A 21,746-nucleotide genomic window follows, 5' to 3' on the forward strand; every position below is an offset into this window, starting at 1 on the left:
GTCTGGATGAACGTCTGGACCGTCTCCCCGAAGCAAACGGAACAGGACCATGCAACAGGCTGACGTCGTCATCGTCGGCGGTGGGCAGGCGGGCCTTGCGCTCAGCCATTGCCTTGGCCGCAGGGGCATCGCGCATGCGGTGCTGGAGCGGGGCCGTATTGGCGAACGCTGGCGCTCGCAGACCTGGCACTCGCTCAGGCTGTTGACGCCCAACTGGCTGAATGCCCTTCCCGGCTCGCCATATGCAGGCGCCGATCCCGACGGATTCCTGACCAGGGACGTTTTCGTTGCGAGCCTCGAAGCGTATGCCGAGCACTGGCAGGCGCCGGTCGAAAGCGGCGTCGAGGTCATGTCCTGCCGACGAAACGGCAGCGGCTTTGCCTTGCGCACCAGCGCTGGCGATTGGTCGGCGAGAGCTGTGGTGGTGGCGACCGGCCATTGCGACAAGCCGGTGATGCCGTTTAAGCTCGACGGCAAGCAGCCGCAGAGCATCCATGCCTCCCAATATCGCAGTCCCGACGCACTGCCACCAGGCAGCGTGCTGGTGGTCGGCGCGTCCTCCTCGGGCGTGCAGATCGCAGACGAACTGGCCCGCGCTGGCCGGCGCGTGGTGCTTTCGGTCGGCAAGCACACGCGCTTGCCGCGGCGCTGGCGCGGCAAGGACATCTTCTGGTGGCTTTGCGAGATGGGCTTCATGGCGCAGCGCCTCGACGACCTCGCCAATCCAGAAAGCTCCAAGCGGCAGCCCTCGCTGCAACTCGCCGGCCGCCTGGACAAGGCCGATGTCGACCTCGCCACGCTGCAGGCCATCGGCGTCGAACTGACCGGGCGCGTGCAAGGCATTGCCGACGGCACGGTCTGCTTTGCTGATGATCTCGCGGCAAGCCTGGCGGCGGCGGACGCAAAGCAGGACCGGCTGCTCGGCGCGATCGACCGTTTTGCCGGTGCCGTGCGACCGATGCGTCCCGAGCCGGTGGTCGTGCCTTCAACCTATCTGCGGGACCTTTCGCTGATGGACGGGTCTATCGGCACAGTCATCTGGGCGACAGGCTATGCGCGGTCCTTTGGATGGCTGGAGCCGTTTGCGCTCGGGCCAGATGGCGAGCTGGCGCACAGTGATGGAATCGCCATCGTTCCCGGCCTCTTCGCGCTCGGCTTCCGTTTCCTGCGCAAGCGCGATTCCAACTTCATTGGCGGCGTCGGCACCGACGCGCAGGCGATCGCCACCGAGATCTCCCGCTACCTCGACTGCTATGGCCTCAAGGCCGCTTGAGAACAATGAACATGCACACCCTCCCAAAACGTACCCACTACGACGCCATTATCATCGGCGCCCGCTGCGCCGGCGCGTCGACAGCCATGTTGCTCTCCCGCGCCGGGCTCAGCGTGATGGCGATCGACCGCAAGCCCTACGGGTCGGACACGCTGTCCACCCACGCGCTGATGCGCCCTGCCGTTCTGCAGCTGTCGCGCTGGGGGCTGCTCAAGCCGCTCATCGATGCGGGCACGCCGCTGGTCGAGGCGACGACCTTCCACTATGGGGATGAGGAGGTCACCATTCCGCTTCGCGCCGGGCCCGACCTTCCCGGTCTGATCGCCCCGCGGCGCAGCGTGCTTGACCGCATTCTCGTCGATGCAGCGCGCAAGGCCGGTGCCGAAGTCCTGCACGACACGGCCGTCGCCGACCTCTTTGCCGATACGCAAGGACGCGTGCGAGGTGTCGAGATCCGCACTGCCGGCGGCGGGCCGTTGCGGGTGAACGCCGACATCGTGGTCGGCGCCGACGGCATCGGCTCGCTGGTGTCCAAATACTGCGACGCACAGGTGCTGCAACGCGGCACCGTGTCGGCCGCCCATGTCTACGGCTATGCGCCGGTTGAGCCCGGCGCCGGCTACCACTGGTATTTCCGCGACGGAATTGCCGGGGCCTTCATCCCGACCAATGACGGGGTTGCCTGCATCGTTGCGTCGGTGCCGACAAAGCTGTTCGACGAGCGGTTCCGCGGCAACCCCGAGCAGGCCCGCATGGACGTGCTTGCCACGCTTTCGCCGGCGCTCGCCGTGCAAGCGAGCCGGGCGGCGAAGGACAGCCGCCTGCAGGTGTTCCGTGGCGTGCCGGGCTTCTTGCGTCAGGCGTATGGACCGGGCTGGGCGCTGGTCGGCGATGCAGGCTTCTTCCGCGATCCGATCACCTCGCATGGCATTTCCGACGCGCTGCGCGACGCCGAGGCCCTGGCGCACGCCATTCTCGACGGCTCCGAGGCGGACTTCGCAGCCTACCAGCACGAGCGGGACCTGATCCCCAGCCAGGTCCTCGACACGACAGATGCCGTTGCCGGCTTCGACTGGACGCTGGGCGACATCGGCGAGAAGCACCGTCGTTTCAGCGCGGTGATGAAGGCTGAAGTTCAGGCATTGGCTGACCGGGAGATGCCGATCCGCGGCGTCCCCTCATCCAGGTGGCGGCCGGCGGCCCATCGGGTGCCGGCAAACCAGATCAGACCGCCGGCCGCGGCCAGCTTAATCACGCATCGCAACCGAATGGGGATAGAATCATGACTGCACATATGAATGACGGCTGGATCGGCGTCATCAAGGGACGGCCGCAAGTGGGAGCCTTTGCCGAACGCTCGCGGCGCACGCGACCACAGGACATTGAAGCGTTCACCGAAATGACCGGCGACCGCAACCCGCTGCACTATGACAAGGCCTTGGCCAAGGCTTCGGTGTTCGGCAAGCTGATCGTCCAGGGCGGCGTTACCTCCGGCATCCTCAATGCGGTGGTGGCGGAGGACCTTCCTGGCCCTGGCACAGTGTTCCTCGAAGTCGGCTGGAAATTCGTCAAGGCGGTCGGTGTCGGGGAAATGATTACCGGCCGCGTCGAGGTCAAGGAGGTGCGGCCCGACAAGCCCATCTGCAAGATCGAGACGTCGGTGCGCAACGAGGCGGGCGACATTTGTCTCACCGGCACTGCAACGGTGTTCACCGTGCCGTTGGCCAGGGGCTGAGCGCCCGAAGATGATGCTTTGGCGGAATGAGGCGACACCAGCTGTCCGTGCCGAGTATGCGCATCGCTGGGGCGTGCTCGGCCTGCTTTGCTTGGCCGTCGTGCTGTCGCTGACGACGTGGTTCTCGGCAACCGCGATCGTGCCAGAACTGAAGGCGGCGTGGAGCCTGTCCGGGCCTATAGATGCCTGGCTGACCAATGGCGTTCAGATCGGTTTCGTCGCCGGCGCGCTGGCGTCCAGCCTGGTCAATTTGCCCGATGTCGTCAGGCTGAACCGGCTGATGGCGATTTCCGCCCTGCTTGCGGCGGTAGCCAATGCCTGCCTGCTGATGCAGCCGTCGCCGGCCGGCCTCGTCGCCGCGCGAGTCGTCACCGGCCTCGCGCTGGCCGGCGTTTATCCGCCGGCACTGAAGCTCGTTTCAACATGGTTCGTGCGCAGCCGAGGGCTGGCGCTCGGCGCCGTCATCGGCGCGCTAACACTAGGATCCTCGCTGCCGCATCTCTTCCGGGCACTCACCGGTTCGTTCGACTGGCAGCTGGTGGTGCTGGCCGCGACCACGGCGACCCTCGTAGGCTCGATCCTGTTCTGGTTCTTCGCCCGTGAGGGGCCCTTTCCGTTCGGCAAGGCGGTCTTCGATCCCCGCCAGATCGGCGCCATCTTCCGCGACCGGTCGCTGATGCTGGTCAATATCGGCTATCTTGGCCACATGTGGGAACTCTACGCCATGTGGGCCTGGCTGCTCGCCTATGCGCGCGCCGCCCTCGAGGCGCAGCAGCAGGCCTCGCCTGCCTTCGCGTCACTGCTGACGTTCCTGGCCATCGCTGCCGGTATCGGCGGCTGCCTGCTCGGCGGCGTACTGTCCGACCGCTTCGGCCGCAGCCTGACAACCGCCGGAATGATGATGGTATCGGGTCTTTGCGCGATGGCCGTCGGTTTCGTTTTCGACGGACCGCTCTGGCTCTTCGTCTTGGTGATCGTCGTCTGGGGTGTTTCGGTGATAGGCGATTCCGCGCAGTTTTCGGCGGCTGTGACGGAGCTTGCCGACAGGCGGTTCGTCGGCACCGCGCTGTCGGTGCAGCTTGGGCTCGGCTTTGCCTTGACGGTGCTTGCCATCTGGTCTGTCCCACACGTCGCGGCCTTGCTTGGCAGCTGGCGCTGGGCGTTCCTGCAACTCGCGCCCGGACCGATCATCGGTGCCGCGGCGATGCTATCCCTGCGACATAACCACCCCCGGACAAAGCCAGCTGGCACGATCACAGTATGGCACTATCTGCGCTGTTTTGTGCGATGACCATGTGTGCGCATCGATCCTGGCTGGCCTCACATGGCCAGGTTACTGCCTGTCACTGATAGGGCGGCCCGCACCTTGTCCGCCTAGCGACCGTAATCGCTGCGCTCCTTCAAGCTGCCTGGTGCCCCGCCGTTAAGTCTACACCGCGTCCGGGCCTCTCCTGCATTCCATACCGTCCTCCCCGTGCAACGCGCGAACCACGAATTCTGGAACCACTTGGCAACGGTGAGCAACTCGTCACCAGCGTCGCGACCTAGTGGTTGCATCTTCTGCTGGCGTGTATCGTCACCTACGAGTGTTTCGTATTGGTCATCGTCGATCAGGACACGCTGAAGATCGTCCTTAATCTGACCTGACGCGCAGGGCGCACCACACTGAAAATGCTCGCCACAAGGGCGTGGCGGGCCTTTCCGTAAGATTTGCCGATGAATCAGATGCGGGCGAACGGAACCACAAAGGCCGTTCCGCGTCATAGATGCAGATTCCTGTTGCAGCTACGGAGTTGAAATAGATGTTTAGGCTCCTTCTTGTCGTCGCCGCGGCACTGGCGCTCGCATGCGGCGGGACCGAGGCGGCCAAGCTGGACCAAACCGCCGTCAATCAGGCCCAATTCGGCGTCGGCGAGCCGAAAGGTGCCAGTCCAACCGTTCTGAAAGCCCAGATTTTTCTAGATCGCGCCCGATTTTCGCCCGGCCTGATCGACGGCCGCCTCTCAGAGAACTTCGCCAAGGCGGTTAGCGCCTTTCAGACCGCGAACGGATTCCCATCAGACGGGAAGCTCACTCGGGAGACCTGGGACAAGCTAATGGCAACCTCTGCCAGTCCGGTCCTGGTGGCCTACGAACTGACACCCAAGGATGTGCGCGGCCCCTTCACCAAACGCATTCCAGCTCGCCTCGAGAGGATGGCTCGTCTGTCGAGGCTTGGCTATCACAGCGCGGCGGAGAAGATTGCGGAGCGCTTTCACATAAGCGAACAATTGCTCAGAAAGCTCAATCCTGGCATCAGCTTCAGGAAGGCCGGCACGCTGTTGGTGGTCCCAGATGTTGGCCGGGGCGATCCTCCCGCCGCGGTTGCTGGCATTAAGGTCGACAAAGGCGCGCGCCTGGTGCGCGTGCTTGACACCTCTGGCAGATGGCTCGCAGTCTACCCCGCCTCGATCGGGAGCGACGAGAAGCCGGCGCCAAGCGGTCAGGCAGAGATCAAACGTGTCGTGCGCAATCCCACATACCACTACGATCCCCACTTCGCTTTCAAGGGAGTAAAGACCAAGCGGCCTTTCACCATCGCTGCTGGGCCGAACAACCCCGTCGGATCGGTCTGGATCGACCTCTCTATCGAAAGCTACGGCATTCATGGCACACCCGAACCCGGCAAGATCGGAACGACCTTCTCGCATGGCTGCATCAGGCTGACCAACTGGGATGCCGAAGACCTCGCCTCTATGGTGCAGAAGGGCACGAAAGTTAACTTCAAGGACGAGATAGCGGACGCCGGCGACAAGCCCGCCGATTAGACGATTCGCGACGCATTGGAAATCCATGCGCGTCAACCTCAGTTACTCCACTATACTGCGGCGCGTTTTGTCAAAATCTCAGCAAGGCTGGAGGCTATGGCGAAGGAATTGGAAGGCAAGGTCGCCGTCGTGACCGGCGCTGCGTCCGGCATTGGATGGGCCAGTACGGAAGCGATGTTGTCCGCAGGCGCGCACGTGGTAATGGTCGACCGCGACGAGGCCGCAATGGAGGCGCTCTGCAGCAAACACAAGGCCCTTATCCCGCTGGTCATCAACCTGCTTGACTCGAAGGACTGTGCCTCCTTGGTGCCGAAGGTTCTGGAGAAAGTGGGCCAGATAGACATCTTGCATGCCAACGCGGGTACGTATGTCGGCGGCGACCTGGTCGATGCTGACACCGCAGCCATCGATCGCATGTTGAATTTGAACGTCAACGTCGTGATGAAGAATCTGCACGACGTACTGCCTCACATGATCGAGCGCAGAACCGGCGACATCATCGTAACGAGTTCCCTGGCAGCCCATTTTCCGACGCCATGGGAGCCGGTCTATGCGTCCTCTAAGTGGGCGATCAACTGCTTTGTCCAGACAGTGCGGCGCCAGGTGTTCAAGCACGGGATTCGTGTTGGCTCAATATCGCCCGGCCCTGTCATAAGCGCACTGCTTGCGGACTGGCCGCCAGAGAAACTTAAGGAAGCCAAGGAGTCGGGAAGCCTTCTAGAGGCCAGCGAAGTGGCCAACGTTGTAATCTTCATGTTGACGCGGCCGCGCGGCATGACAATTCGGGACGTCGTCATGTTACCCACCAACTTCGATCTCTGAAGGAGTGAAGCAGCATATTTTCACCTGATGGCGCGACATCGGTGCCTAACTTGCCCCCTGTGCAAAGGTCGGCTCTGATTGGCAGTCAGAATAGCGGTCGCGATCTTAGAATGTTAGCACTTCTTGACGAGTGGGCCACAAGTCAGAAACCCTTGGGATGAGGCAGGATAGGCGGTCGCTGAAGCCCGCGCCACTTGCGGGGCGCGGGCCGATCGGAGGCCCGATCTTCGGCAGGTAATGGAGGGCATCGCCTGCCGCCATCGCACAATTAGAGGTGGCTAATGTTCCGTCAACCCGCTTCTTTGCGTAGGCCTTGTGCGCTTGCGTCACCGTCCTTGTGCAGCTGATCGTGATGGCGTCTGCTATCTTGAGTGACCGCGAGATGGGTGTCATTCGCCAAAAATCAAAGCCCGCTGCCTCGGGGGAAGCAGCGGGCAAATGCAGGGCCGGAAGGGCCTGTGTGCAAGTTTCCGGCAGCGCCAGACTAAAACGGCGCGGCTGGTGGTTGGTTCCCTGATCAAACAAGAGCCCGCCACCATGTGGGCCAGAGTGGCGGGCTTCCTTCGATACCAGCCGGGGACGTTATGCTGGCCGGGGAGTAACCTGAGCGGGAACCATTAGTTGCGTCTAAAATACAAAAAGCCCGCCACCTTGCGGCAGCGGGCCAAGCGTGTCTCAGCACGCTTTCACAATACAGCGTTGGCCGCAGCTAGTTGGCGCCGCCGAGCTGCTTGGTCATCTTACAGAAATTGTCATGCGCCTTGGCAATGGCCTCGTCGCCGCATTCTTTCATCATCGATGCGCGGTCTTCTTCCTTCATGGCCATCCAGGCGGCCTTGAATTCCGCCTCGGACTTCATGGTCTTCATGCCGGCATCGGTGAAGAACGGCGACATCTTGGCCGGGTCATCGAGCGCGGACGTTCCGGTGCTGCTGCCGGCAAGTGCGGCACCAGTCATCATCACAAGCGCCATCGCGCCCATCGTGAGCATCTTGAGGTTCATGGAAATTTCTCCCAATTACGGCTGCCAAAACGGCAGCTTGTTGCATCAACTTCGCTCTTCGGAAAAAGTTTCTCCGCTTAACGAAAAGGCCCGCCCGAAATGGGAACGGGCGGGCAGGGTCTGGAGTGCGCTGGGATCAACCAGCATCGGGCCAACGAGCGGCGGAGGGGTTGGTTGCAGCGGCGCTGGGCCTGGTGGTGCCGGCCACTGCAGCGAGGGGTGAGCTGCGGAAGAAATAGTGCGTTTGCCACCGGCTTATATTAGGAGCACATTATAGACGGGACTTGGAGGATTCCACCCGCCTCTCCGGTCCAAGAAGACGGGACTTGGAGGATTCCACCCGTCTCTCCGGTCCAAGGGCCCGGCGTCTTGGAGTTCCCAAACCAAAAAAGGTGTCGGGCCCGCCCTATCGCGCTTCGGCTTCGGCGGGATGGCCGGTGCGAGCGCCCACCACCCAGGCAGATGCACCGGCCACTGCGATAGCGGGAAAAGCTCCCGCAGTGATAAGCTTATACTACATTAGCGGTCACGCAATTGAGACTGAGGTCCTCGGTTTGCCGGCCCTAAAGGCTTGCTTTCAGGGTCATGCAGCGGCAAGGCGCAATCCTGCTGGGTTGTTAGGCACGGAGGAAGCCCAACCGCCCCTGGCCAGCGCCTTACCCAACAATGCCCCAGCCCAACAGGCCCGGCCATTTTCAGCAACAGCCCCTTGGAACCACCTTAGTCGGACGACGTTGCGCCTTTTTGGAAACGAAGGAGGCCGTCATGGACTGGAACCGCGTCGAAGGAAACTGGAAGCAGGTGAAGGGGAAGGTCAAGGAACAGTGGGGAAAACTCACTGATGATGATCTTGATCGCATCGCCGGAAAGCGCGATCAGCTCGAAGGCAAGATCCAAGAGCGCTACGGCATAGAAAAGGATCGGGTTCGTCGCGATATCGATGACTGGTATGGCAGGCAAGGTTGGTAGGGCGCAAAATGCCCGCCGCCCATTCACGGCGGCGGCGGGCCCTCCCGGGTTGATTGTCCTCCGCTACCACGAACTGTTAGAATCCTGAATTCATTGTATCGTGTCATCCACCCTCTTGAACGCGCCGTTCGATCCGCACCTGTTCGCCTTGCCTTTGCCTTGGCCAGAGCCTTGTTTATGTCCGTCGTGGTCAGGACATTCCGCCAGTGCGGCGCCTCGAACTCGCTCACGATGTAGGTCGTTGTCACTCGCTTAGCGGTCATCGCTTCCCCCGGTCAGTGAAAGCCCGCGCCTCTGGCGGAGAACGCGGGCCGATCAGGGTGGTGCGTAACTCGATCTTTAGCAGATTCCGACTGACCGTTACCTGCCGCCCAGCACGAACTCTTATCGGCCTCTAATGTTCCATCCGGTGTTGGCCGTTCTTTGTCCTGGTGGCTCCTAAAGGATTCCTTCCAACCTAGCCGAGGAGCGGGAAATCGGAGGCGAAATTTCACGCTCCCGACGTAGGTTAGGGGCCAGCCGTTGCGCCATTATTTAGAGAGCGCTCTCGACGGCGTCGCTAAGAACTGGAAACCCCGCGCTACCCAGCCGTAGAATTGCTTGGGTCCACTGGCTGCTGATTTAGTAGCGTAGACAGCGCTGTAATGATCTGCGGCATGAAGAACGGCTTGGTAATCATCACGCTTCCTGGAACGCCCTCGGCGCCCCAATGGATAGCGCTGTCGCCGCTCATGTAGACCACCGGAATGGTTGAATTGGCTTGCCGCAAGTGCTTGGCCACCTCCCACCCGGATTGTCCGTTGCCCAGACGTATGTCCGTGATCAGGCCCTTGAACTTACCAGGCTCAGCGTCGAAAGCGGCCAACGCCTGCGCTGCATCAGTGACAGCAACGACCTCGAAACCAGCTTCCTGCAGCGCCGTCTCGACATCAAGCAGGATTAGTGGCTCATCTTCAACGACCAGAACCGTCCCGACCATCATTTGATAATGCCCCGCAAGTTGCGCACTACTACGCGCACAACCCTTATTGGTTCCGTCTAATTGATTGTCGGAACCGTACCTGGCTACCCACCGGTAATGGGAATTTTCTGTAACGGCTAGACCTCCACAAGGCGGGCCCCACCCTCAACCATGTGAATTGCGGTTCTGGCGCTGTCTGCTTACCTACCGTCTATGAACAAGACGAAGCTCACAATCTGGATTGCGCTGGCCGTGCTCGTGGTGCTGATCGTGGTCTGTATTTATCTGTTCATTCAGGCGGACGCGCCCGATTGGTCATCGCGGCTTTGATTGCCGCTACCCAGGCCGAATCGCGACAGCCAAGACCACGAGGCCCGAGCGGCTTGCACGGGGAATTGACTCGATAATCGCGCAATAGAGCGTTCTCTAACTTACGTCGGCGCTCGTGAGGGGCATCGCCGCTTCGGAGACTGCACTCTCGCCCATTTTTGAGGGAGGCAGAGATGATACATGATACGTACCCGCAAAGCCATTTCCTAAGCCCGGACGATTTAGCGACATGTCAGCGAGTGTTCGACCAGATATGCGCCGATGCCAGGTCGCCTTTACCCCAAAGCTCCCACCCAACAGGCACCGGCCACCCCTCGCAAAATCGTTGAGTTACATGTTGCTAGCTGGCCGGGGCGGACGCGACGGACGATGCGCTGGCGACGGTCGCTTGAGCGGCATGTCGGCCAAAGACGCGCGGATCGGTCTAGTGGACACCGACAGGGCATTGGCATGCCGCTTGAGTAGCTTAGCTGACATCCTAACCACCAGGTCTCGTATTCCCATGGGCGCTCCTCCCGAGAGCGCCCCCCGCCATTAATATATTAGCAATTGGCGATGTTCTTTGCATGTAACTTTGACGTACCGTCGCTGTTCAGGGCGGGTTGGTTAAAAATGTACCGTCACTTGCCGCTCTATCGTTTTTTCGGCTTCGGCGTGATCGTCTCCACCCGCAGTTTGTCGCAAATCTCTTTTGCCATATCGAAAGCCGCCTGCTGTCCTTGGTGGTCAACACCGTGCGCCAAGCCAGCTTCTCCAACACGCTCACGATGTAAGTGGTTACCGGCTTGTCGCGTAGGCGTTCGGCCTTGTGATGCCGCGGCGGCGCGTTTGATTTAGCGCAAGGACGGTGCGGGTCAGCCAGGAGCAGGGATAGTTGCTGGGATGTTAGAGCGCTTCTGCTGCCGTCCTGGGGAGATGATTGTCATGAAATCTATATCGAGGAGAGCAGTGCTCGGGCTTGCTGCCGCAATGTTCATGGGCGGCACTGCCGGCGCCGTCCAAGCGGCTGCGATTGTCCAGGTCTCCCTGTGGGACAAGGGCGCGAGTACGGAGATGCCGATGGGCCTCGCCTATGGGGCGCCCGGACTCGATCTCGCCAAGGCGACCATGGGCATCAAGGCTTTGCCCGGTGCTGTGAAGGCCGGGGAGGTCACATTCAATGTGAAAAATGACTCCAAGGACACGGTCCACGAAATGATCGTGATGTTCCTTGCCGAACCTGGCAAGCCGCTCCCTTACCTTGAGGCCGAAAACCGGGTCGACGAAGACAAGGCCGGCGACAAGGGCGAGGTTTCGGAGCTCGATCCCGGTAAATCAGGCGCCCTGACCGTCGAGATGAAGGCTGGAAAGTATCTGCTTATCTGCAACGTGCCGGGTCACTATGGGGCTGGCATGTGGACCGAATTCACAGTTGAACCATAAAGACCAGCGCTTTGGCCTTGTCCTTCGCGGCGGTCAGCACGCGATGTAGGTTCTCGGCTGGCATACTTCACCTTGCCGGCGATGCGGCGACTTGATACGCCGCCGATGACCGGTGCGGCTGGGGCTATCTTGGCTAAGCGAAGCCGCACCGGTCACTGCGGGTTGGTTTGGACGTCCCGCGTTGCCCAAGCTATGGGCTTTCAACTGCGCAATTAAGCCTATTCTGGACTAAGACTGAAGTCCCCTACGGCGCTTCCCAACCTGGGAGATGGCCGGTGCAGAGGGATGCTTGTGGGCGACCGCACCGGCCACTGCGGGATGGGCTCTTTGGGATGTCCCCCGCATTGCCCAAGCTAAATGCATATTAGCAATAGCTCAAGTCCAGCGCTCGAACGTCGGTTTCCAGTCGCGGTTCCGCTGCGCGGCCAGGGCTGGAAATTCACAAGGTCTCTAGTGCCTCGGGATCAACAGTTTGGCCTCACGCACTAGCGAGGGCCAGTTATGGCCCAGGTAAGCGATAAGCTCGATAGCTTGTGCTTCGGTAATGCCAGTTTCGCCCATGAGCCGTTGCACTACTGTAAAGCCGTGAACCGCGCTTGGCGGCGTTGCTACGGTTTGAATCATGTTGGATGTGTCCCTTCCAACTGACCCAACGGCAGCCGACACGGAATTGTTCCGTTGACGCGAGGCGTTAGCTTGTCATCTTATTAGCATTCCCTAATTTAAGAAACGTCTTTTGCACGGTTCGAGAACGGATGGTGTCCCATTATAGAACACATTATATCGGCGTATAATTCGTAGGGCGAAGGGGAACAAACAGGGGATTCAGTGACTGAAAGGTCTCGTCCTTGCCCATCGATCCGAAGCGACTAGAGCCCGCCAGCGCGCGTTTGCCGCCGGCCTATATTAGGAGCACATTATAGACGGGACTTGGGGGAACCACCCGTCTCTCCGGTCCAAGGGCCCGGCGTCTCGGAGTTCCCAAAAGCCAAAGGTGTCGGGCCCGCCCTAGTGGTATTCTATCGCGTATGATCGGCGGCAATCAGTCATGGGGAGGCAGCGAATATGCGAACAATCGATCTTTGTGCGGCCGTTGTTCTATGCATCGTGCCATCCAGCCAACTACTGGCGGCAGATGAGGTTTCCGTCGAACGCGGTTTGTATATTTCGATCATCGGCGGCTGCCATTTCTGCCACACGGAAGGATACCGTGAAGCCGATGGGAAAATCGATCCGGAGAAAGCGTTGAAAGGCTCTTCCATTGGCTGGCAAGGCCCCTGGGGCACGGCCTATGCCGCAAATCTCAGGGACTCGGCAATGGGCTTCACTGAGGACAAATGGGTCGACCACCTCAAGAACAAGGTCAATTTGCCGCCGATGCCCTGGTACCAAATCCAAGCCATGAGCGAAAGCGACGTGCGTTCCGTGTATCTTTACATCAAATCGCTCGGACCCTCCGGCGATTTGGCACCCTTTTACCGGGAGCCTGGCAAGGAGCCGAGGACGCCTTACGTCACACTGGTGCCACCTCAGACGCCGAAGAAGTAACGACCTAGCGCTTCACTTTCGGCGTGATCTCCTCGACCCGCACCTTGTCGCCGATCTCCTTCGCCATCGCGAAGGCTTCGGCTTTGTCATTCGTAGTCAGCACTGTGCGCCAATGCGGCGCCTCGAAAACGCTCACGGCGTAGGTTGTGGCCGGCTTGTCCGTCATCGCTTCCCTGTTGCAAAAGCCCGCGCCTCGGCGGGAGAACGCGGGCCGATCAGGTGATGCAGCATCCTGATCTACGACAGGGATGGGGTGAGCATCCTGCCGTAAGCGAAAAACTTTTAGATGTTGCTAATGTTCCATGGGCTTCCTTCATGCAGCCGTCATAATGGGATGCAAGATTTGTGGCGCCGAGTGCGGACACCCCTCCGCCTTCGGGGTTCCCAAGACCTCCTAATTGCCCGGCCCGACCGGGATCAGGCCGACTTCGTTGCCGTTGCATTTCTTGCAGCGAAGCTTCGGACGAATATCCCATTCCATGGCCGGCGCGTCTGGGCCGAAGCGGTCGCGGAGCTTCACCAAGTCGAGTGCTTGCCTATGGTGACAGGCCGAGTTGTGGCAGTGCGCCGTCACCGCCATCTTAGCGTCGATCAGAGATTGAAACGTCCAGCCCTTGCCCATTGCGCCGATATAGGCGGCGTCGGTCAGTCCGCCAAGCCGGCATCGTGATGAACGAGGGCGTCGAGGATCGCCTCATAGACGCTGCCGATATCTTCCTCGATCTCATCGCTGCTTATTCCTGCGGCCATGGCATCCGCTAATAGCTTGTTAGTGAGATCGGCGACCGATATGGGATCGGCGCCCACGGTCTCCGGGACGTTGGACGAAATCCATTTGCACAAAAAGTCGGTGCCGCGTGTGCTCATCTCGCCATAAGCTGGCGAGTGGCATTAGGTTCCTTCCTCCCGGAAATCTTGCAGCGAGGCGTGCCGCAAATCTTCCTCGCCGCGCAAGTGCTTCACCCGACCGATGATGCCCGGCTTGACCCATTGCGTCGTTGGCCGCTTCATGCCCTTCGGCGCCGGCCCAGCGTGTTCCTGGACGCGCTTCCACAGCCGGTCTCGGATGGCGCCGCGCGCATTGATGAAGGCCGAGCCGACATATCGCCCGGTCGCGCGATCCGCCATCAGGGCAAAAGCGGGCTTGCCCGCTTCGCGCTCGACGCCGAGCAATTCATACTCGTCAATCGAGTAGCATTTCGCTTTCAGCCAGTTGGTTGACGGGCCACTGCGGTATTTGCTGTCGCGCCGCTTCGACACCATCCCTTCAAGTCCGGCCTGGTCCAGCAGATGAAAGATCGCCTTGGCTTCGCCCGGCAGCGGCTCGCTGAACTGGATACGTCCGCCCGGCTCGATCATGCTAGCGAGGATCTCTCGCCGCTCCTCCAGCGCCATATCGCGCAGATCGTGGCCGTTGAGGTGCAGCAGATCGAAGGCGACGAAATAGAGGTCGTGCTGCCGGCGGGTGATGGCCTTGCGCAGCTCGCCGAAGTCAGACAGGCCGGCATCGTTCAGCACGATGATCTCGCCGTCGACGGTGGCGCTTTCGGCGCCAAGCGTTTCCGCCTCTTTCACAAGGTCGCGATACTTCGACGTCCAGTCGTGGCCGTTGCGCGTATATATCCTGGTGCCGTCTTCGTCGATGATGAGCTGCGAACGGTAGCCGTCGAACTTGACCTCATGAATCCAACCGTCGCCCTCGGGAGGCTTCTCCACCAAGCTCGGCATCAATGGGGCGACGAACTTCAAACGCATAAACTGACTCGCAAAAGCCGCGATTTAATTAGCATGAGCTGAAATAGTTCCGGAACATTTTAGACGAATTGAAAGTTCGATAGCGATGACGAAGCTATCGGATCTCGGACCACCAATCGAAGGCAAGCGCCACGACGGCGAGCCAGCGAACGAACAGGACAATTTCTATCAGTGCTCGGCATGCGGACAGTAGGTCGACCAACGCGATTTGAGGCAAGTCATCTGGCACGGTCAGCCTGGGCACGAACCGCTGGAGATGGACGCCTGAAAACGCAAAAAGCCCGCCACGGAGAAAGCCGTGACGGGCCTTTCTTCTGTCTGCCTGGTTGAGGGACCAAGCAGTACTGGGATCAACCAGCAAGGGGTCAACGAGCGGCGCAGGGGTTGGTTGCAGTGGCGCCGAGCTTGGTCGGCGCCAGGGCCCTTTAGGGCCGGCAATCTAGGGACTTCAGCCTTAATTGCGTGATCTCTAATACTAAGGCGATGGTGGGGCGATCCTACCTGCTGTCATATGTCTCGATCAAGATGTAGTGCCGCAGTAACCAAAAGAAGCCCCCGTACGCGCTGGCGCCTGTGGCCGCGCGCCACAGCAACCAACCCTGCTCGGCCTTTTGCCGACTAGCCCGGCCGGCCCGGTAGTAGCCGTCATACGGGCTTGTGCTGCCGCATCACACCCCATTCGTGCCAGATCAGCACCATAACGACCGCATCGAAGACGGTCAGCACGAGCAGACCCGGAGAGTGGGTGTAAGAATAGCGGTAGACCTGGTAGGCCATGAATGCGCCTAGGGCCACGAGAGAGGCCGGATATGACCAAAGCTTTCGTCGCAAAAGGCCGACAACCAAGAGCAGCTTTATCAGGCCGTGACTGAGCAGGTAGAAGGCATAGAACTCCTTGCTGGCGACGGAAAAATGACTTGCAGTCTGCGACAGATAGCCAGCTATGAAATCATTTGGATCCTCGATCAATTCGTCTTGGGTAAATACCTTCACCCACGAGGCTATCGTATCGGTGGTGACGACATACAGCAGTATCCCGCCCACACATTCGATCAGGGCATGCGCACCCTTGAGCCAGACGCTGACTTCAAAAATCTGATGGATGCGGCGTTCGTCGACTGCTTTCACAATTCACCTCGCGATCGACAAAACGGAAGCAATAAAGAATGGATGCAATTCTCACCCACTGGATCAACGCTTCGGCCGGGCTTCACCCGGTTTTGGATAAAGCAATGATTGGCGCCTCACAAATCGGCGTTCCGATCATGGTGCTTGCTGTGGTTCTGCAATGGTGGGTCAAGGTCGACCGCTACTATGTTCGTCACGCTGCCTTGTCGGCCGGTTTGGCGTTCTTAGTAGGACTGGCAATCAACCAGTTTATTCTTTTGTTCGTGCATCGGGTGCGCCCCTACGATGCCGGCGTCACGCATCTATTGATTGCGCCCAGTGCCGATTGGTCATTCCCGTCCGACCACGCGACAGCCGCCACTGCGATTGTTGCGGCCTTTGCGATGCAAGCTCTACCTCGCCGGACGGCAGCGCTTGCCCTTGTGGCATTTCTGATTTGCTGGTCGAGAATTTATATCGGCACCCATTACTTGACGGACGTCGGCGGCGGCGCCGTGGTTGGTATCTTGGGGGCCGTAGCGGTGCGATTGGCTTATCGAGAGGATTCCCGGCTCGACAATCTGATGACCAGAATTTTTTAGCGCTGAGCGGCGCGACGGCAAGTCCCGCCGTTCCACTTGCGGGGAACGGCGGGACAACCAACAGACTAGGTGCTAGCCGGCAGCGTCACTCGATAATCTGCACGACCTTGCGTGTATCCGGATCTACGAGAACTGCATGATCTCCGACTACCGTATACTTGTATCTGACATCGGGCACGTCGATTTGGTGAAGCTCGACCGTGTCCGGGAGCGCGGTGCCGATGTTGAGTTCGACCCCAAGCAAGCTGACGGATGCGAGCTTCTGCTTGTGGATGTATTCGCGAACCACCGTCTGCTGTTCCGGCTTGAGGACCACAACGTCTCCCGCGAAGGAAGCGCCGATTCCAGCGACAAGCACGAAGCTTGCGACTGCACTGACAAGATACCTTTTCATGACAAATCTTTCTTTGTTGTGTCGATAGGCAGTTAGGTACTGACGTGAACTACTTTAGCTCTCAGCCACCGTTAGCAGGTGCTGCTGGAGCAGGAGCGGCCGGCTTCGTCGGGGCAGGCGCGGCTGGCGCTTCGACCTTGGGCGCTTCGACCTTGGGTGCTTCAACTTTTACGTTGATGTCCTGTCCGCCGCCGCCATGGATGTTGATGACGCCAGTGAATATCAGCAACACCACGATTGCGATGGCTCCGAGAACAATAGCGACCGCAGTGCCGCCGCCACCTCCAGAATTAATAACAGTTGGTCCGTCAGCCATGATTTCCTCTCCTTTTCAAATAATCACCGGTCACCAACGAGCCCCGCAGCATTGCGTTCCGCCGCGAGGCTAAGGTCTGGGAAAGGTCCGACTGTAGTCTGATGGAGCAACCGATGCCTGGCCGGCACGTTGGACCCGAGCCGAACACGACATTCTTTGACGGTGTGAGATATTGAGAAGTGAGGCATGCAGTGACCTTTGTCCATAGACCCAATATCCATGGCGACCCGGGCTATGCCGCAAATGACAACGATGCTCGTATCCCGGGAACCCTTTCGGTCATGGACCTCGTCTATGAGACCGACGACGACAAAATCGCGGACCTCGTCAGGCGAACCGAGCGCCTCGCCATTGCGATTGTTGTAGGAATGGCGATCTGCCTTATCTTTGTCCCGGCGATCTGTGTTGCCCTGACGTACGGCATATAGGGCGGTCTAGTTCAAGCATCGACTCAACCGGACGTGCGACTGAACCAGTCACCCGGGACCATCTATCAAATGAAACGGATGACCATTCCCGATGTTTAGGCCTGAACCTCAGAAATCCCATGCCTCCCATGCCTTGCTAGCGCGCCTTGCTGACCTCAAGATCAAACTGCAGGATGCCGATATTACCGATGGCGAAATCAAGACGTTCCAGAAGGTCGCTGCCGTGATGGAGGACAGCCAGGGCCGTATCGATGGGGACGACCTAATTGCAGCATCGTTCCTAGCCGACCCGCCGCTCGACTAGCGAACCTGAGTCGTGTCGATTGCGCGTGAAGATCTTGGTGCCGTCTTCATCAATAATGCGCGGTGGACGGTAGCCGTCAATTTGACCAACTGCAGACGCATGCACTGACTCGCAAAACCGCAATCAAATTAGCACGCGCTTAATTAGTTTCGGAGCATTTTAACGAATCGTTGACCGTGCTGTCCCAGAATAGGACGGCGCGGTCAAACCCCTACCCCTACCCCGACTGCGTAGGCGGCTCCGGCGCCCAGTACCGCCGCACTGTGTCGGAGCCGCTACCATCCTCCCTAAATACCAGTAATGGCTGAACCAACTGTTAGCGCACGTGCTTTCTAGTCCGGCTTGCTGATCGTTAGAGTTTGATGGAACAGGGATTAGCCTGCCACGGCGATCCCACAGGCCGCTTAGCCTGGAAACGGACGCGTATCTGCCTGTCCGAATGATCGTTCCGCGATCACACCATAGCGCCTGCATCTCGATTATATTAGCTTGTGCTTGCGGACCTTTCCGCCTGGAGCGGCGCCCCTTACATCCTAACACCCAGCCCAACGGCGCGCCGCAGGAAGTGAGGAAGCATGAGCAGCTTCGGCTTATGGGTCGCGCTCGTCGACACCAAGGTGAACACAAGGAGGCCAGCCATAAAGGCCACCCATCCGATCAGGAATACCTGGACGGTCATTCCGAAGAAATAGACAAGGGCGAGCACGTCGGCGAACAGCCCAACCACGATTCCCATAGCGCCGAAAGATGTCGATGCCCCAACGAGAATGATGACGACGATCAACAACAGAAAAATTGCCATCGCCCCTAGTCCCCCCACGAAAGGGAGAATGCGTCCGCTGATGACGGGAGTCCACTGTCAGGCTGCAGACGCTGTCGCCGGCCACCGTCATCCGTCGCCGCTCCTAGGGCAGCAGCGCCCTGCCGCTTCTTTAAGGGAATGGCCGCGAGATGGGTGTCATTAGCGCCAAAAAGCAAAGCCCGCTGCCTCGGGGGGAGAGCAGCGGGCCAACGCAGAGCCGGAAAGGGCTTTGGGGGCAAATCCCGGAAGCGCGGATACAAACGGCGTGCCGGAAGATTTGTTCCCTGGCCAAAAAAAGCCCGCCACCGTGTGGGCCAAAGTGACGGGCTTCCTTGGTTACCAGCCGGGGACGTTATGCTGGCCGGGGACTAACTTGAGCGGGAAACTTTAGTTGCATCTAAAATATAAAAAGCCCGCCACCTTGCGGCAGCGGGCCGAGCGTGTCTCAGCACGCTTTCACAATACGGCCGCCCCTAGTTGGCGCCGCCGAGCTGCTTGGTCATTTACAGAAATTGTCATGCGCTTTGGCAATGGCCTCGTCGCCGCATTCCTTCAACGCCTGCTTTGAGAGTCAGGCCGCACGCTTCGCGCCTTCACCGATCGTCGCCTTCCGCATCTTGCCAGGACCGGCCACCTTGAAGACGATCGGCGCCCGCCTGAGTTAGCGGGCGTAGAGGTTAGATCATCGCCGCAAGCCCATGGCGCTGGTCCACCACGCATTGGAATGACGATTGCGGGTTAGCCCACGCCGATCAGGTAAACCAAAGCGCTGACAACCGCCGCGACTGATGCTCCAGCTATGAGCATGAGACGGCGCTGCTGTTTGCGCCGATTGACGGGTTTTTTCCCATCCGCAGCGGCATAGGCGCTGTAAATGCGGCGGCCATCTTCTCCGAACGATCGCTGTTCGGGGAAGCCTTTTTTGATTTGGATCTCGGTCGAAGTATTCTCATGCTCCTAGTCCTAAGTCAGCCACAACGGCATCCTGAGTGCCGCTCGACGGAACGGTCGACGATGTGAGCATTCATCCTTTGTTGACCATATTAGCCGATGATAATAAGCGGACATGCTAGGTATTTCGTACATGCCACAAATGGCCCCGGTGCATTCACCCCTGGCGCCGGGGCCTAATTCATTCAGCGCCGCTGCTCTGGCGTCAGTGCATGATTGGTGAAGGCGAGGTTCCGGTCGCCTCGTCCCGCCTCCCGGCAGGGCTGGCAGAACAGCACCTTGATCAGATCCCAGTGCATGCAGCCGTGACCTTCGCCCAATCGGTCGACGAGCGCTTGGACGTCGAGTTTCACACTTCGGCGACAGGTCATGCAATCGACCGAAAGACCCGATCCGGCCTGTAGTTTCTTGCCGAGCGTGTCTTCGAGAAATGGATATTTCATGGTCATGGGAAATGGCGATCTCCGTTGAAGGGGTTCGCCGCAACGGAAGGATATATTCCGGACATTGAAGACTCTTTCAAGGCCACGAGGGTCCAACCCTGTTGTGAAAGCTATTTCGATCGACCTCTCCGCGATAGTTCGGCAGTGAGTTCGGCTCTATCCCACTATGCCTTTCGATCAAGCCAGCGCTCCCGGGCGGCCAGTGTTGCCGAGCTTCAATGAGGTAGGGAACCTCAACCGTCGTGCCGGCGCGCTTGCTTCCGCCCGGGCTGGCGTTCGTAGCGAGCCAGGCGGAGCCTACTTTGCCCCCTTCGGAAGCATCCTTGTCAAAATCGCATCTCGGCGGACGAAGTGATGATAGAGCGCAGCGAAGGCATGCAGGCCGACTGCTATCAGAATGCCATCAGCGCACAATGAGTGAAGTTCTCGGATCGTGCGAGCCGCAGTTCGATCAGGTGCAAATGGAGCCGGGACCGCGAACAGGCCGAAGAAGCTCAACTCGTTACCCCTGAACCAGGTCAAAAGGATACCTAGGACAGGGATCGCAATCAGCAATGCATAGAGGACAAAGTGACCGACCTTGGCCGCCGCCCGCTCGGGAGGCGACATCTCATCCGGAAGACCGGGGGCTCCTCTAAGGACGCGCAGGACGGTCCGCCAAAGCACCAAGCCAGCCAACAGAAGGCCAAACGAAATATGCAGCCGCCAGATGGAATCGACGATAGGATCGCCACGAGGCAACAGGTCCTCGCCGTACGTCAGTGCGTACAGCAAGAGGACAAGCACGAAGAGAGACCAGTGCAAAAACTTTTGGGTCGACGTGTATGCGGCAGAGGTCATTCGATGAGAGCTCCTGTTGAAAAGGATCTCCCTCTTCCGTTGGCTTCCTGGCAGCCTTGAGGCCGCCAAATTACGATTTTGTAACGATCTCGCCGGTTTCAACGGGGTATGATTTACCCGCACCCCGTTTCCCCGTCTCGCCACCCACCGTTATTGAACCGCTCGATCCGCACCTGGTCGCCGATTTCCTTTGCCTGGCGCGCTTCGCCCGGAAGCGCCTCACTGAACTGGATACGCTGCCCGGCTCGATCATGCCGGCGAGAACCTCGCGACGCTGTCGCCCAGATCGTGGCCGTTGAGGTGCAGCAGATCGAAGGCGAACAACGCTAGGCCCAAGGCTGGTCTCAGGCTGATTGACAAAACGGCACGGAAAGCAGCCCGCTGCCGGGACTTATTCGGGGCAGCGGGCTGTGGGCTGGTACCCAAGAGCAACGGAGGGGCTGCTACGGTTCCGCTGCTCCAAGCATACACATATTAGGCGGGGCTCATGCGCGCGACTTACGGATTCGTAAGGAAGCGCGAAATGACTATTTCGCGCGGCACAGAGGGTGTAGACGACGGCTTATGAGCAAGCCGCATCCCGCCGCCGACAGCGATCCAGGCAACCCACCTTACGAGGTTGAAGCGTTCGCCGAAAAGCACGCCTTAACGTTGAAAGCGGCGGAGGTAATATTGCTTGCAAACGGGCCGTCACGGGTGGCCTGCGACGCTGCAGCGAAGGCATTTCTCATTGCGGTGGCAAGCCGATCTCAGTTCTAACCCCACTCGTCCCAGCGGGTTATCGATCATTGATGGCCGCCTTGTGATGAAAACTGCACATCGACGAATGGGCTACGGACGCTCCGGTTACGGAGCGATTTTCAGTCCGACAACGGCGCTGACGAATGGTCCAGCGTGGGGGATCCCGTCACCTCCCACGCAGAGACCATCGCCA

Annotated in this window: 25 protein-coding genes; 13 read left to right on the plus strand and 12 right to left on the minus strand. The window is 59.7% G+C overall.

The window, feature by feature from the left end; translation table 11 throughout:
• The first annotated feature begins 49 nt into the window (after positions 1–49).
• From AC1D10_RS11315 to AC1D10_RS11340, 6 genes are all read left to right on the plus strand, one after another.
• Complete coding sequence (locus AC1D10_RS11315; protein WP_477271586.1) at positions 50–1,273, plus strand: flavin-containing monooxygenase; 1,224 nt, start codon at positions 50–52, stop codon at positions 1,271–1,273.
• An 11-nt stretch (positions 1,274–1,284) separates the two neighbouring features.
• Complete coding sequence (locus AC1D10_RS11320; protein ID WP_477271588.1) at positions 1,285–2,559, plus strand: NAD(P)/FAD-dependent oxidoreductase; 1,275 nt, start codon at positions 1,285–1,287, stop codon at positions 2,557–2,559.
• Entirely contained in the window at positions 2,556–3,008 is a 453-nt protein-coding gene (locus tag AC1D10_RS11325; protein WP_477271590.1) for a MaoC family dehydratase, read from the plus strand. Before AC1D10_RS11320 ends, AC1D10_RS11325 begins: the two co-directional genes overlap by 4 nt.
• 10 nt (positions 3,009–3,018) lie before the next feature.
• Positions 3,019–4,299, plus strand: a complete 1,281-nt coding sequence (locus AC1D10_RS11330; RefSeq protein WP_477271591.1) for an MFS transporter — start codon at positions 3,019–3,021, stop codon at positions 4,297–4,299.
• Positions 4,300–4,810: 511 nt separating this feature from the next.
• Positions 4,811–5,815: a L,D-transpeptidase family protein gene (locus tag AC1D10_RS11335; RefSeq protein WP_477271593.1), complete on the plus strand. Its 1,005-nt coding sequence runs from the start codon at positions 4,811–4,813 to the stop codon at positions 5,813–5,815.
• A 96-nt stretch (positions 5,816–5,911) separates the two neighbouring features.
• Positions 5,912–6,637: an SDR family oxidoreductase gene (locus AC1D10_RS11340; protein ID WP_477271595.1), complete on the plus strand. Its 726-nt coding sequence runs from the start codon at positions 5,912–5,914 to the stop codon at positions 6,635–6,637.
• Between the two features lie 709 nt (positions 6,638–7,346).
• On the opposite strand, the gene AC1D10_RS11345 is transcribed toward AC1D10_RS11340, so the two are convergent.
• Positions 7,347–7,640, minus strand: coding sequence for a hypothetical protein (locus tag AC1D10_RS11345; RefSeq protein ID WP_477271597.1), 294 nt, complete (start codon positions 7,638–7,640; stop codon positions 7,347–7,349).
• 765 nt (positions 7,641–8,405) lie between these two features.
• Between AC1D10_RS11345 and AC1D10_RS11350 the strand changes: the two genes are divergently transcribed.
• Entirely contained in the window at positions 8,406–8,609 is a 204-nt protein-coding gene (locus tag AC1D10_RS11350) for a CsbD family protein (RefSeq protein ID WP_042640013.1), read from the plus strand.
• 580 nt (positions 8,610–9,189) lie between these two features.
• Here the strand turns inward: AC1D10_RS11350 and AC1D10_RS11355 are convergent.
• Positions 9,190–9,591: a response regulator gene (locus AC1D10_RS11355; RefSeq protein WP_477271600.1), complete on the minus strand. Its 402-nt coding sequence runs from the start codon at positions 9,589–9,591 to the stop codon at positions 9,190–9,192.
• A gap of 1,233 nt (positions 9,592–10,824) precedes the next feature.
• Here AC1D10_RS11355 and AC1D10_RS11360 point away from each other — a divergent pair.
• Together AC1D10_RS11360 and AC1D10_RS11365 are read left to right on the plus strand one after the other, a co-directional pair.
• Positions 10,825–11,322: a sulfocyanin-like copper-binding protein gene (locus AC1D10_RS11360; RefSeq protein WP_477271602.1), complete on the plus strand. Its 498-nt coding sequence runs from the start codon at positions 10,825–10,827 to the stop codon at positions 11,320–11,322.
• Between the two features lie 1,065 nt (positions 11,323–12,387).
• Positions 12,388–12,870: a c-type cytochrome gene (locus AC1D10_RS11365; protein ID WP_477271604.1), complete on the plus strand. Its 483-nt coding sequence runs from the start codon at positions 12,388–12,390 to the stop codon at positions 12,868–12,870.
• Positions 12,871–12,874: 4 nt separating this feature from the next.
• Here AC1D10_RS11365 and AC1D10_RS11370 read toward each other — a convergent pair whose 3' ends face one another.
• The 5 genes from AC1D10_RS11370 to AC1D10_RS11390 all read right to left on the minus strand — a co-directional run bounded on the left by AC1D10_RS11370 (position 12,875) and on the right by AC1D10_RS11390 (position 15,753).
• Positions 12,875–13,036: a hypothetical protein gene (locus AC1D10_RS11370; protein WP_477271606.1), complete on the minus strand. Its 162-nt coding sequence runs from the start codon at positions 13,034–13,036 to the stop codon at positions 12,875–12,877.
• 228 nt (positions 13,037–13,264) lie between these two features.
• Entirely contained in the window at positions 13,265–13,492 is a 228-nt protein-coding gene (locus AC1D10_RS11375) for a hypothetical protein (RefSeq protein WP_477271608.1), read from the minus strand.
• 23 nt (positions 13,493–13,515) lie between these two features.
• Positions 13,516–13,737: a DUF768 domain-containing protein gene (locus tag AC1D10_RS11380; RefSeq protein ID WP_477271610.1), complete on the minus strand. Its 222-nt coding sequence runs from the start codon at positions 13,735–13,737 to the stop codon at positions 13,516–13,518.
• Between the two features lie 24 nt (positions 13,738–13,761).
• The gene (locus AC1D10_RS11385) at positions 13,762–14,625 is read right to left on the minus strand and encodes an ATP-dependent DNA ligase (RefSeq protein WP_477271612.1); all 864 of its coding nucleotides are present in this window, start codon (positions 14,623–14,625) and stop codon (positions 13,762–13,764) included.
• Between the two features lie 645 nt (positions 14,626–15,270).
• Entirely contained in the window at positions 15,271–15,753 is a 483-nt protein-coding gene (locus tag AC1D10_RS11390; RefSeq protein WP_477271614.1) for a DUF2127 domain-containing protein, read from the minus strand.
• Between the two features lie 38 nt (positions 15,754–15,791).
• Here AC1D10_RS11390 and AC1D10_RS11395 point away from each other — a divergent pair, with 38 nt between their 5' ends.
• Positions 15,792–16,334 carry a phosphatase PAP2 family protein gene (locus AC1D10_RS11395; RefSeq protein ID WP_477271616.1) on the plus strand — a complete coding sequence of 181 codons (543 nt, stop codon included), beginning with the start codon at positions 15,792–15,794 and terminating at the stop codon, positions 16,332–16,334.
• 85 nt (positions 16,335–16,419) lie between these two features.
• On the opposite strand, the gene AC1D10_RS11400 is transcribed toward AC1D10_RS11395, so the two are convergent.
• Both AC1D10_RS11400 and AC1D10_RS11405 read right to left on the minus strand, forming a co-directional pair.
• The gene (locus AC1D10_RS11400; protein WP_477271618.1) at positions 16,420–16,728 is read right to left on the minus strand and encodes a DUF1236 domain-containing protein; all 309 of its coding nucleotides are present in this window, start codon (positions 16,726–16,728) and stop codon (positions 16,420–16,422) included.
• A gap of 61 nt (positions 16,729–16,789) precedes the next feature.
• Complete coding sequence (locus AC1D10_RS11405; protein ID WP_477271620.1) at positions 16,790–17,044, minus strand: hypothetical protein; 255 nt, start codon at positions 17,042–17,044, stop codon at positions 16,790–16,792.
• Positions 17,045–17,235: 191 nt separating this feature from the next.
• Between AC1D10_RS11405 and AC1D10_RS11410 the strand changes: the two genes are divergently transcribed.
• On the plus strand, positions 17,236–17,472 hold the full coding sequence (locus tag AC1D10_RS11410) for a hypothetical protein (RefSeq protein ID WP_477271622.1): 237 nt from the start codon (positions 17,236–17,238) through the stop codon (positions 17,470–17,472).
• A gap of 91 nt (positions 17,473–17,563) precedes the next feature.
• Entirely contained in the window at positions 17,564–17,776 is a 213-nt protein-coding gene (locus AC1D10_RS11415; protein ID WP_477271624.1) for a hypothetical protein, read from the plus strand.
• A 526-nt stretch (positions 17,777–18,302) separates the two neighbouring features.
• On the opposite strand, the gene AC1D10_RS11420 is transcribed toward AC1D10_RS11415, so the two are convergent.
• From AC1D10_RS11420 to AC1D10_RS11430, 3 genes are all read right to left on the minus strand, one after another.
• Positions 18,303–18,578, minus strand: a complete 276-nt coding sequence (locus tag AC1D10_RS11420) for a hypothetical protein (RefSeq protein ID WP_477271626.1) — start codon at positions 18,576–18,578, stop codon at positions 18,303–18,305.
• Between the two features lie 1,136 nt (positions 18,579–19,714).
• Complete coding sequence (locus AC1D10_RS11425; protein ID WP_477271628.1) at positions 19,715–19,978, minus strand: hypothetical protein; 264 nt, start codon at positions 19,976–19,978, stop codon at positions 19,715–19,717.
• Between the two features lie 291 nt (positions 19,979–20,269).
• Positions 20,270–20,812 carry a cytochrome b gene (locus AC1D10_RS11430; RefSeq protein ID WP_477271630.1) on the minus strand — a complete coding sequence of 181 codons (543 nt, stop codon included), beginning with the start codon at positions 20,810–20,812 and terminating at the stop codon, positions 20,270–20,272.
• Positions 20,813–21,376: 564 nt separating this feature from the next.
• On the opposite strand from AC1D10_RS11430, the gene AC1D10_RS11435 reads away from it, so the two are divergent.
• The gene (locus tag AC1D10_RS11435) at positions 21,377–21,571 is read left to right on the plus strand and encodes a hypothetical protein (RefSeq protein WP_477271632.1); all 195 of its coding nucleotides are present in this window, start codon (positions 21,377–21,379) and stop codon (positions 21,569–21,571) included.
• Positions 21,572–21,746 lie beyond the last annotated feature (175 nt).

It is taken from the genome of Mesorhizobium sp. P2_A8 (genome assembly GCF_056404935.1).

What these genes read in the sequence shown, in the direction of transcription:
- AC1D10_RS11315 (WP_477271586.1), top strand. Translation starts at nt 50, where the DNA reads ATGCAACAGGCTGACGTCGTCATCGTCGGCGGTGGGCAGGCGGGCCTT.
- AC1D10_RS11320 (WP_477271588.1), top strand. Translation starts at nt 1,285, where the DNA reads ATGCACACCCTCCCAAAACGTACCCACTACGACGCCATTATCATCGGC.
- AC1D10_RS11325 (WP_477271590.1), top strand. Translation starts at nt 2,556, where the DNA reads ATGACTGCACATATGAATGACGGCTGGATCGGCGTCATCAAGGGACGG.
- AC1D10_RS11330 (WP_477271591.1), top strand. Translation starts at nt 3,019, where the DNA reads ATGATGCTTTGGCGGAATGAGGCGACACCAGCTGTCCGTGCCGAGTAT.
- AC1D10_RS11335 (WP_477271593.1), top strand. Translation starts at nt 4,811, where the DNA reads ATGTTTAGGCTCCTTCTTGTCGTCGCCGCGGCACTGGCGCTCGCATGC.
- AC1D10_RS11340 (WP_477271595.1), top strand. Translation starts at nt 5,912, where the DNA reads ATGGCGAAGGAATTGGAAGGCAAGGTCGCCGTCGTGACCGGCGCTGCG.
- AC1D10_RS11345 (WP_477271597.1), bottom strand. Translation starts at nt 7,640, where the DNA reads ATGAACCTCAAGATGCTCACGATGGGCGCGATGGCGCTTGTGATGATG.
- AC1D10_RS11350 (WP_042640013.1), top strand. Translation starts at nt 8,406, where the DNA reads ATGGACTGGAACCGCGTCGAAGGAAACTGGAAGCAGGTGAAGGGGAAG.
- AC1D10_RS11355 (WP_477271600.1), bottom strand. Translation starts at nt 9,591, where the DNA reads ATGATGGTCGGGACGGTTCTGGTCGTTGAAGATGAGCCACTAATCCTG.
- AC1D10_RS11360 (WP_477271602.1), top strand. Translation starts at nt 10,825, where the DNA reads ATGAAATCTATATCGAGGAGAGCAGTGCTCGGGCTTGCTGCCGCAATG.
- AC1D10_RS11365 (WP_477271604.1), top strand. Translation starts at nt 12,388, where the DNA reads ATGCGAACAATCGATCTTTGTGCGGCCGTTGTTCTATGCATCGTGCCA.
- AC1D10_RS11370 (WP_477271606.1), bottom strand. Translation starts at nt 13,036, where the DNA reads ATGACGGACAAGCCGGCCACAACCTACGCCGTGAGCGTTTTCGAGGCG.
- AC1D10_RS11375 (WP_477271608.1), bottom strand. Translation starts at nt 13,492, where the DNA reads ATGGGCAAGGGCTGGACGTTTCAATCTCTGATCGACGCTAAGATGGCG.
- AC1D10_RS11380 (WP_477271610.1), bottom strand. Translation starts at nt 13,737, where the DNA reads ATGAGCACACGCGGCACCGACTTTTTGTGCAAATGGATTTCGTCCAAC.
- AC1D10_RS11385 (WP_477271612.1), bottom strand. Translation starts at nt 14,625, where the DNA reads ATGCGTTTGAAGTTCGTCGCCCCATTGATGCCGAGCTTGGTGGAGAAG.
- AC1D10_RS11395 (WP_477271616.1), top strand. Translation starts at nt 15,792, where the DNA reads ATGGATGCAATTCTCACCCACTGGATCAACGCTTCGGCCGGGCTTCAC.
- AC1D10_RS11400 (WP_477271618.1), bottom strand. Translation starts at nt 16,728, where the DNA reads ATGAAAAGGTATCTTGTCAGTGCAGTCGCAAGCTTCGTGCTTGTCGCT.
- AC1D10_RS11405 (WP_477271620.1), bottom strand. Translation starts at nt 17,044, where the DNA reads ATGGCTGACGGACCAACTGTTATTAATTCTGGAGGTGGCGGCGGCACT.
- AC1D10_RS11415 (WP_477271624.1), top strand. Translation starts at nt 17,564, where the DNA reads ATGTTTAGGCCTGAACCTCAGAAATCCCATGCCTCCCATGCCTTGCTA.
- AC1D10_RS11420 (WP_477271626.1), bottom strand. Translation starts at nt 18,578, where the DNA reads ATGGCAATTTTTCTGTTGTTGATCGTCGTCATCATTCTCGTTGGGGCA.
- AC1D10_RS11425 (WP_477271628.1), bottom strand. Translation starts at nt 19,978, where the DNA reads ATGACCATGAAATATCCATTTCTCGAAGACACGCTCGGCAAGAAACTA.
- AC1D10_RS11430 (WP_477271630.1), bottom strand. Translation starts at nt 20,812, where the DNA reads ATGACCTCTGCCGCATACACGTCGACCCAAAAGTTTTTGCACTGGTCT.
- AC1D10_RS11435 (WP_477271632.1), top strand. Translation starts at nt 21,377, where the DNA reads ATGAGCAAGCCGCATCCCGCCGCCGACAGCGATCCAGGCAACCCACCT.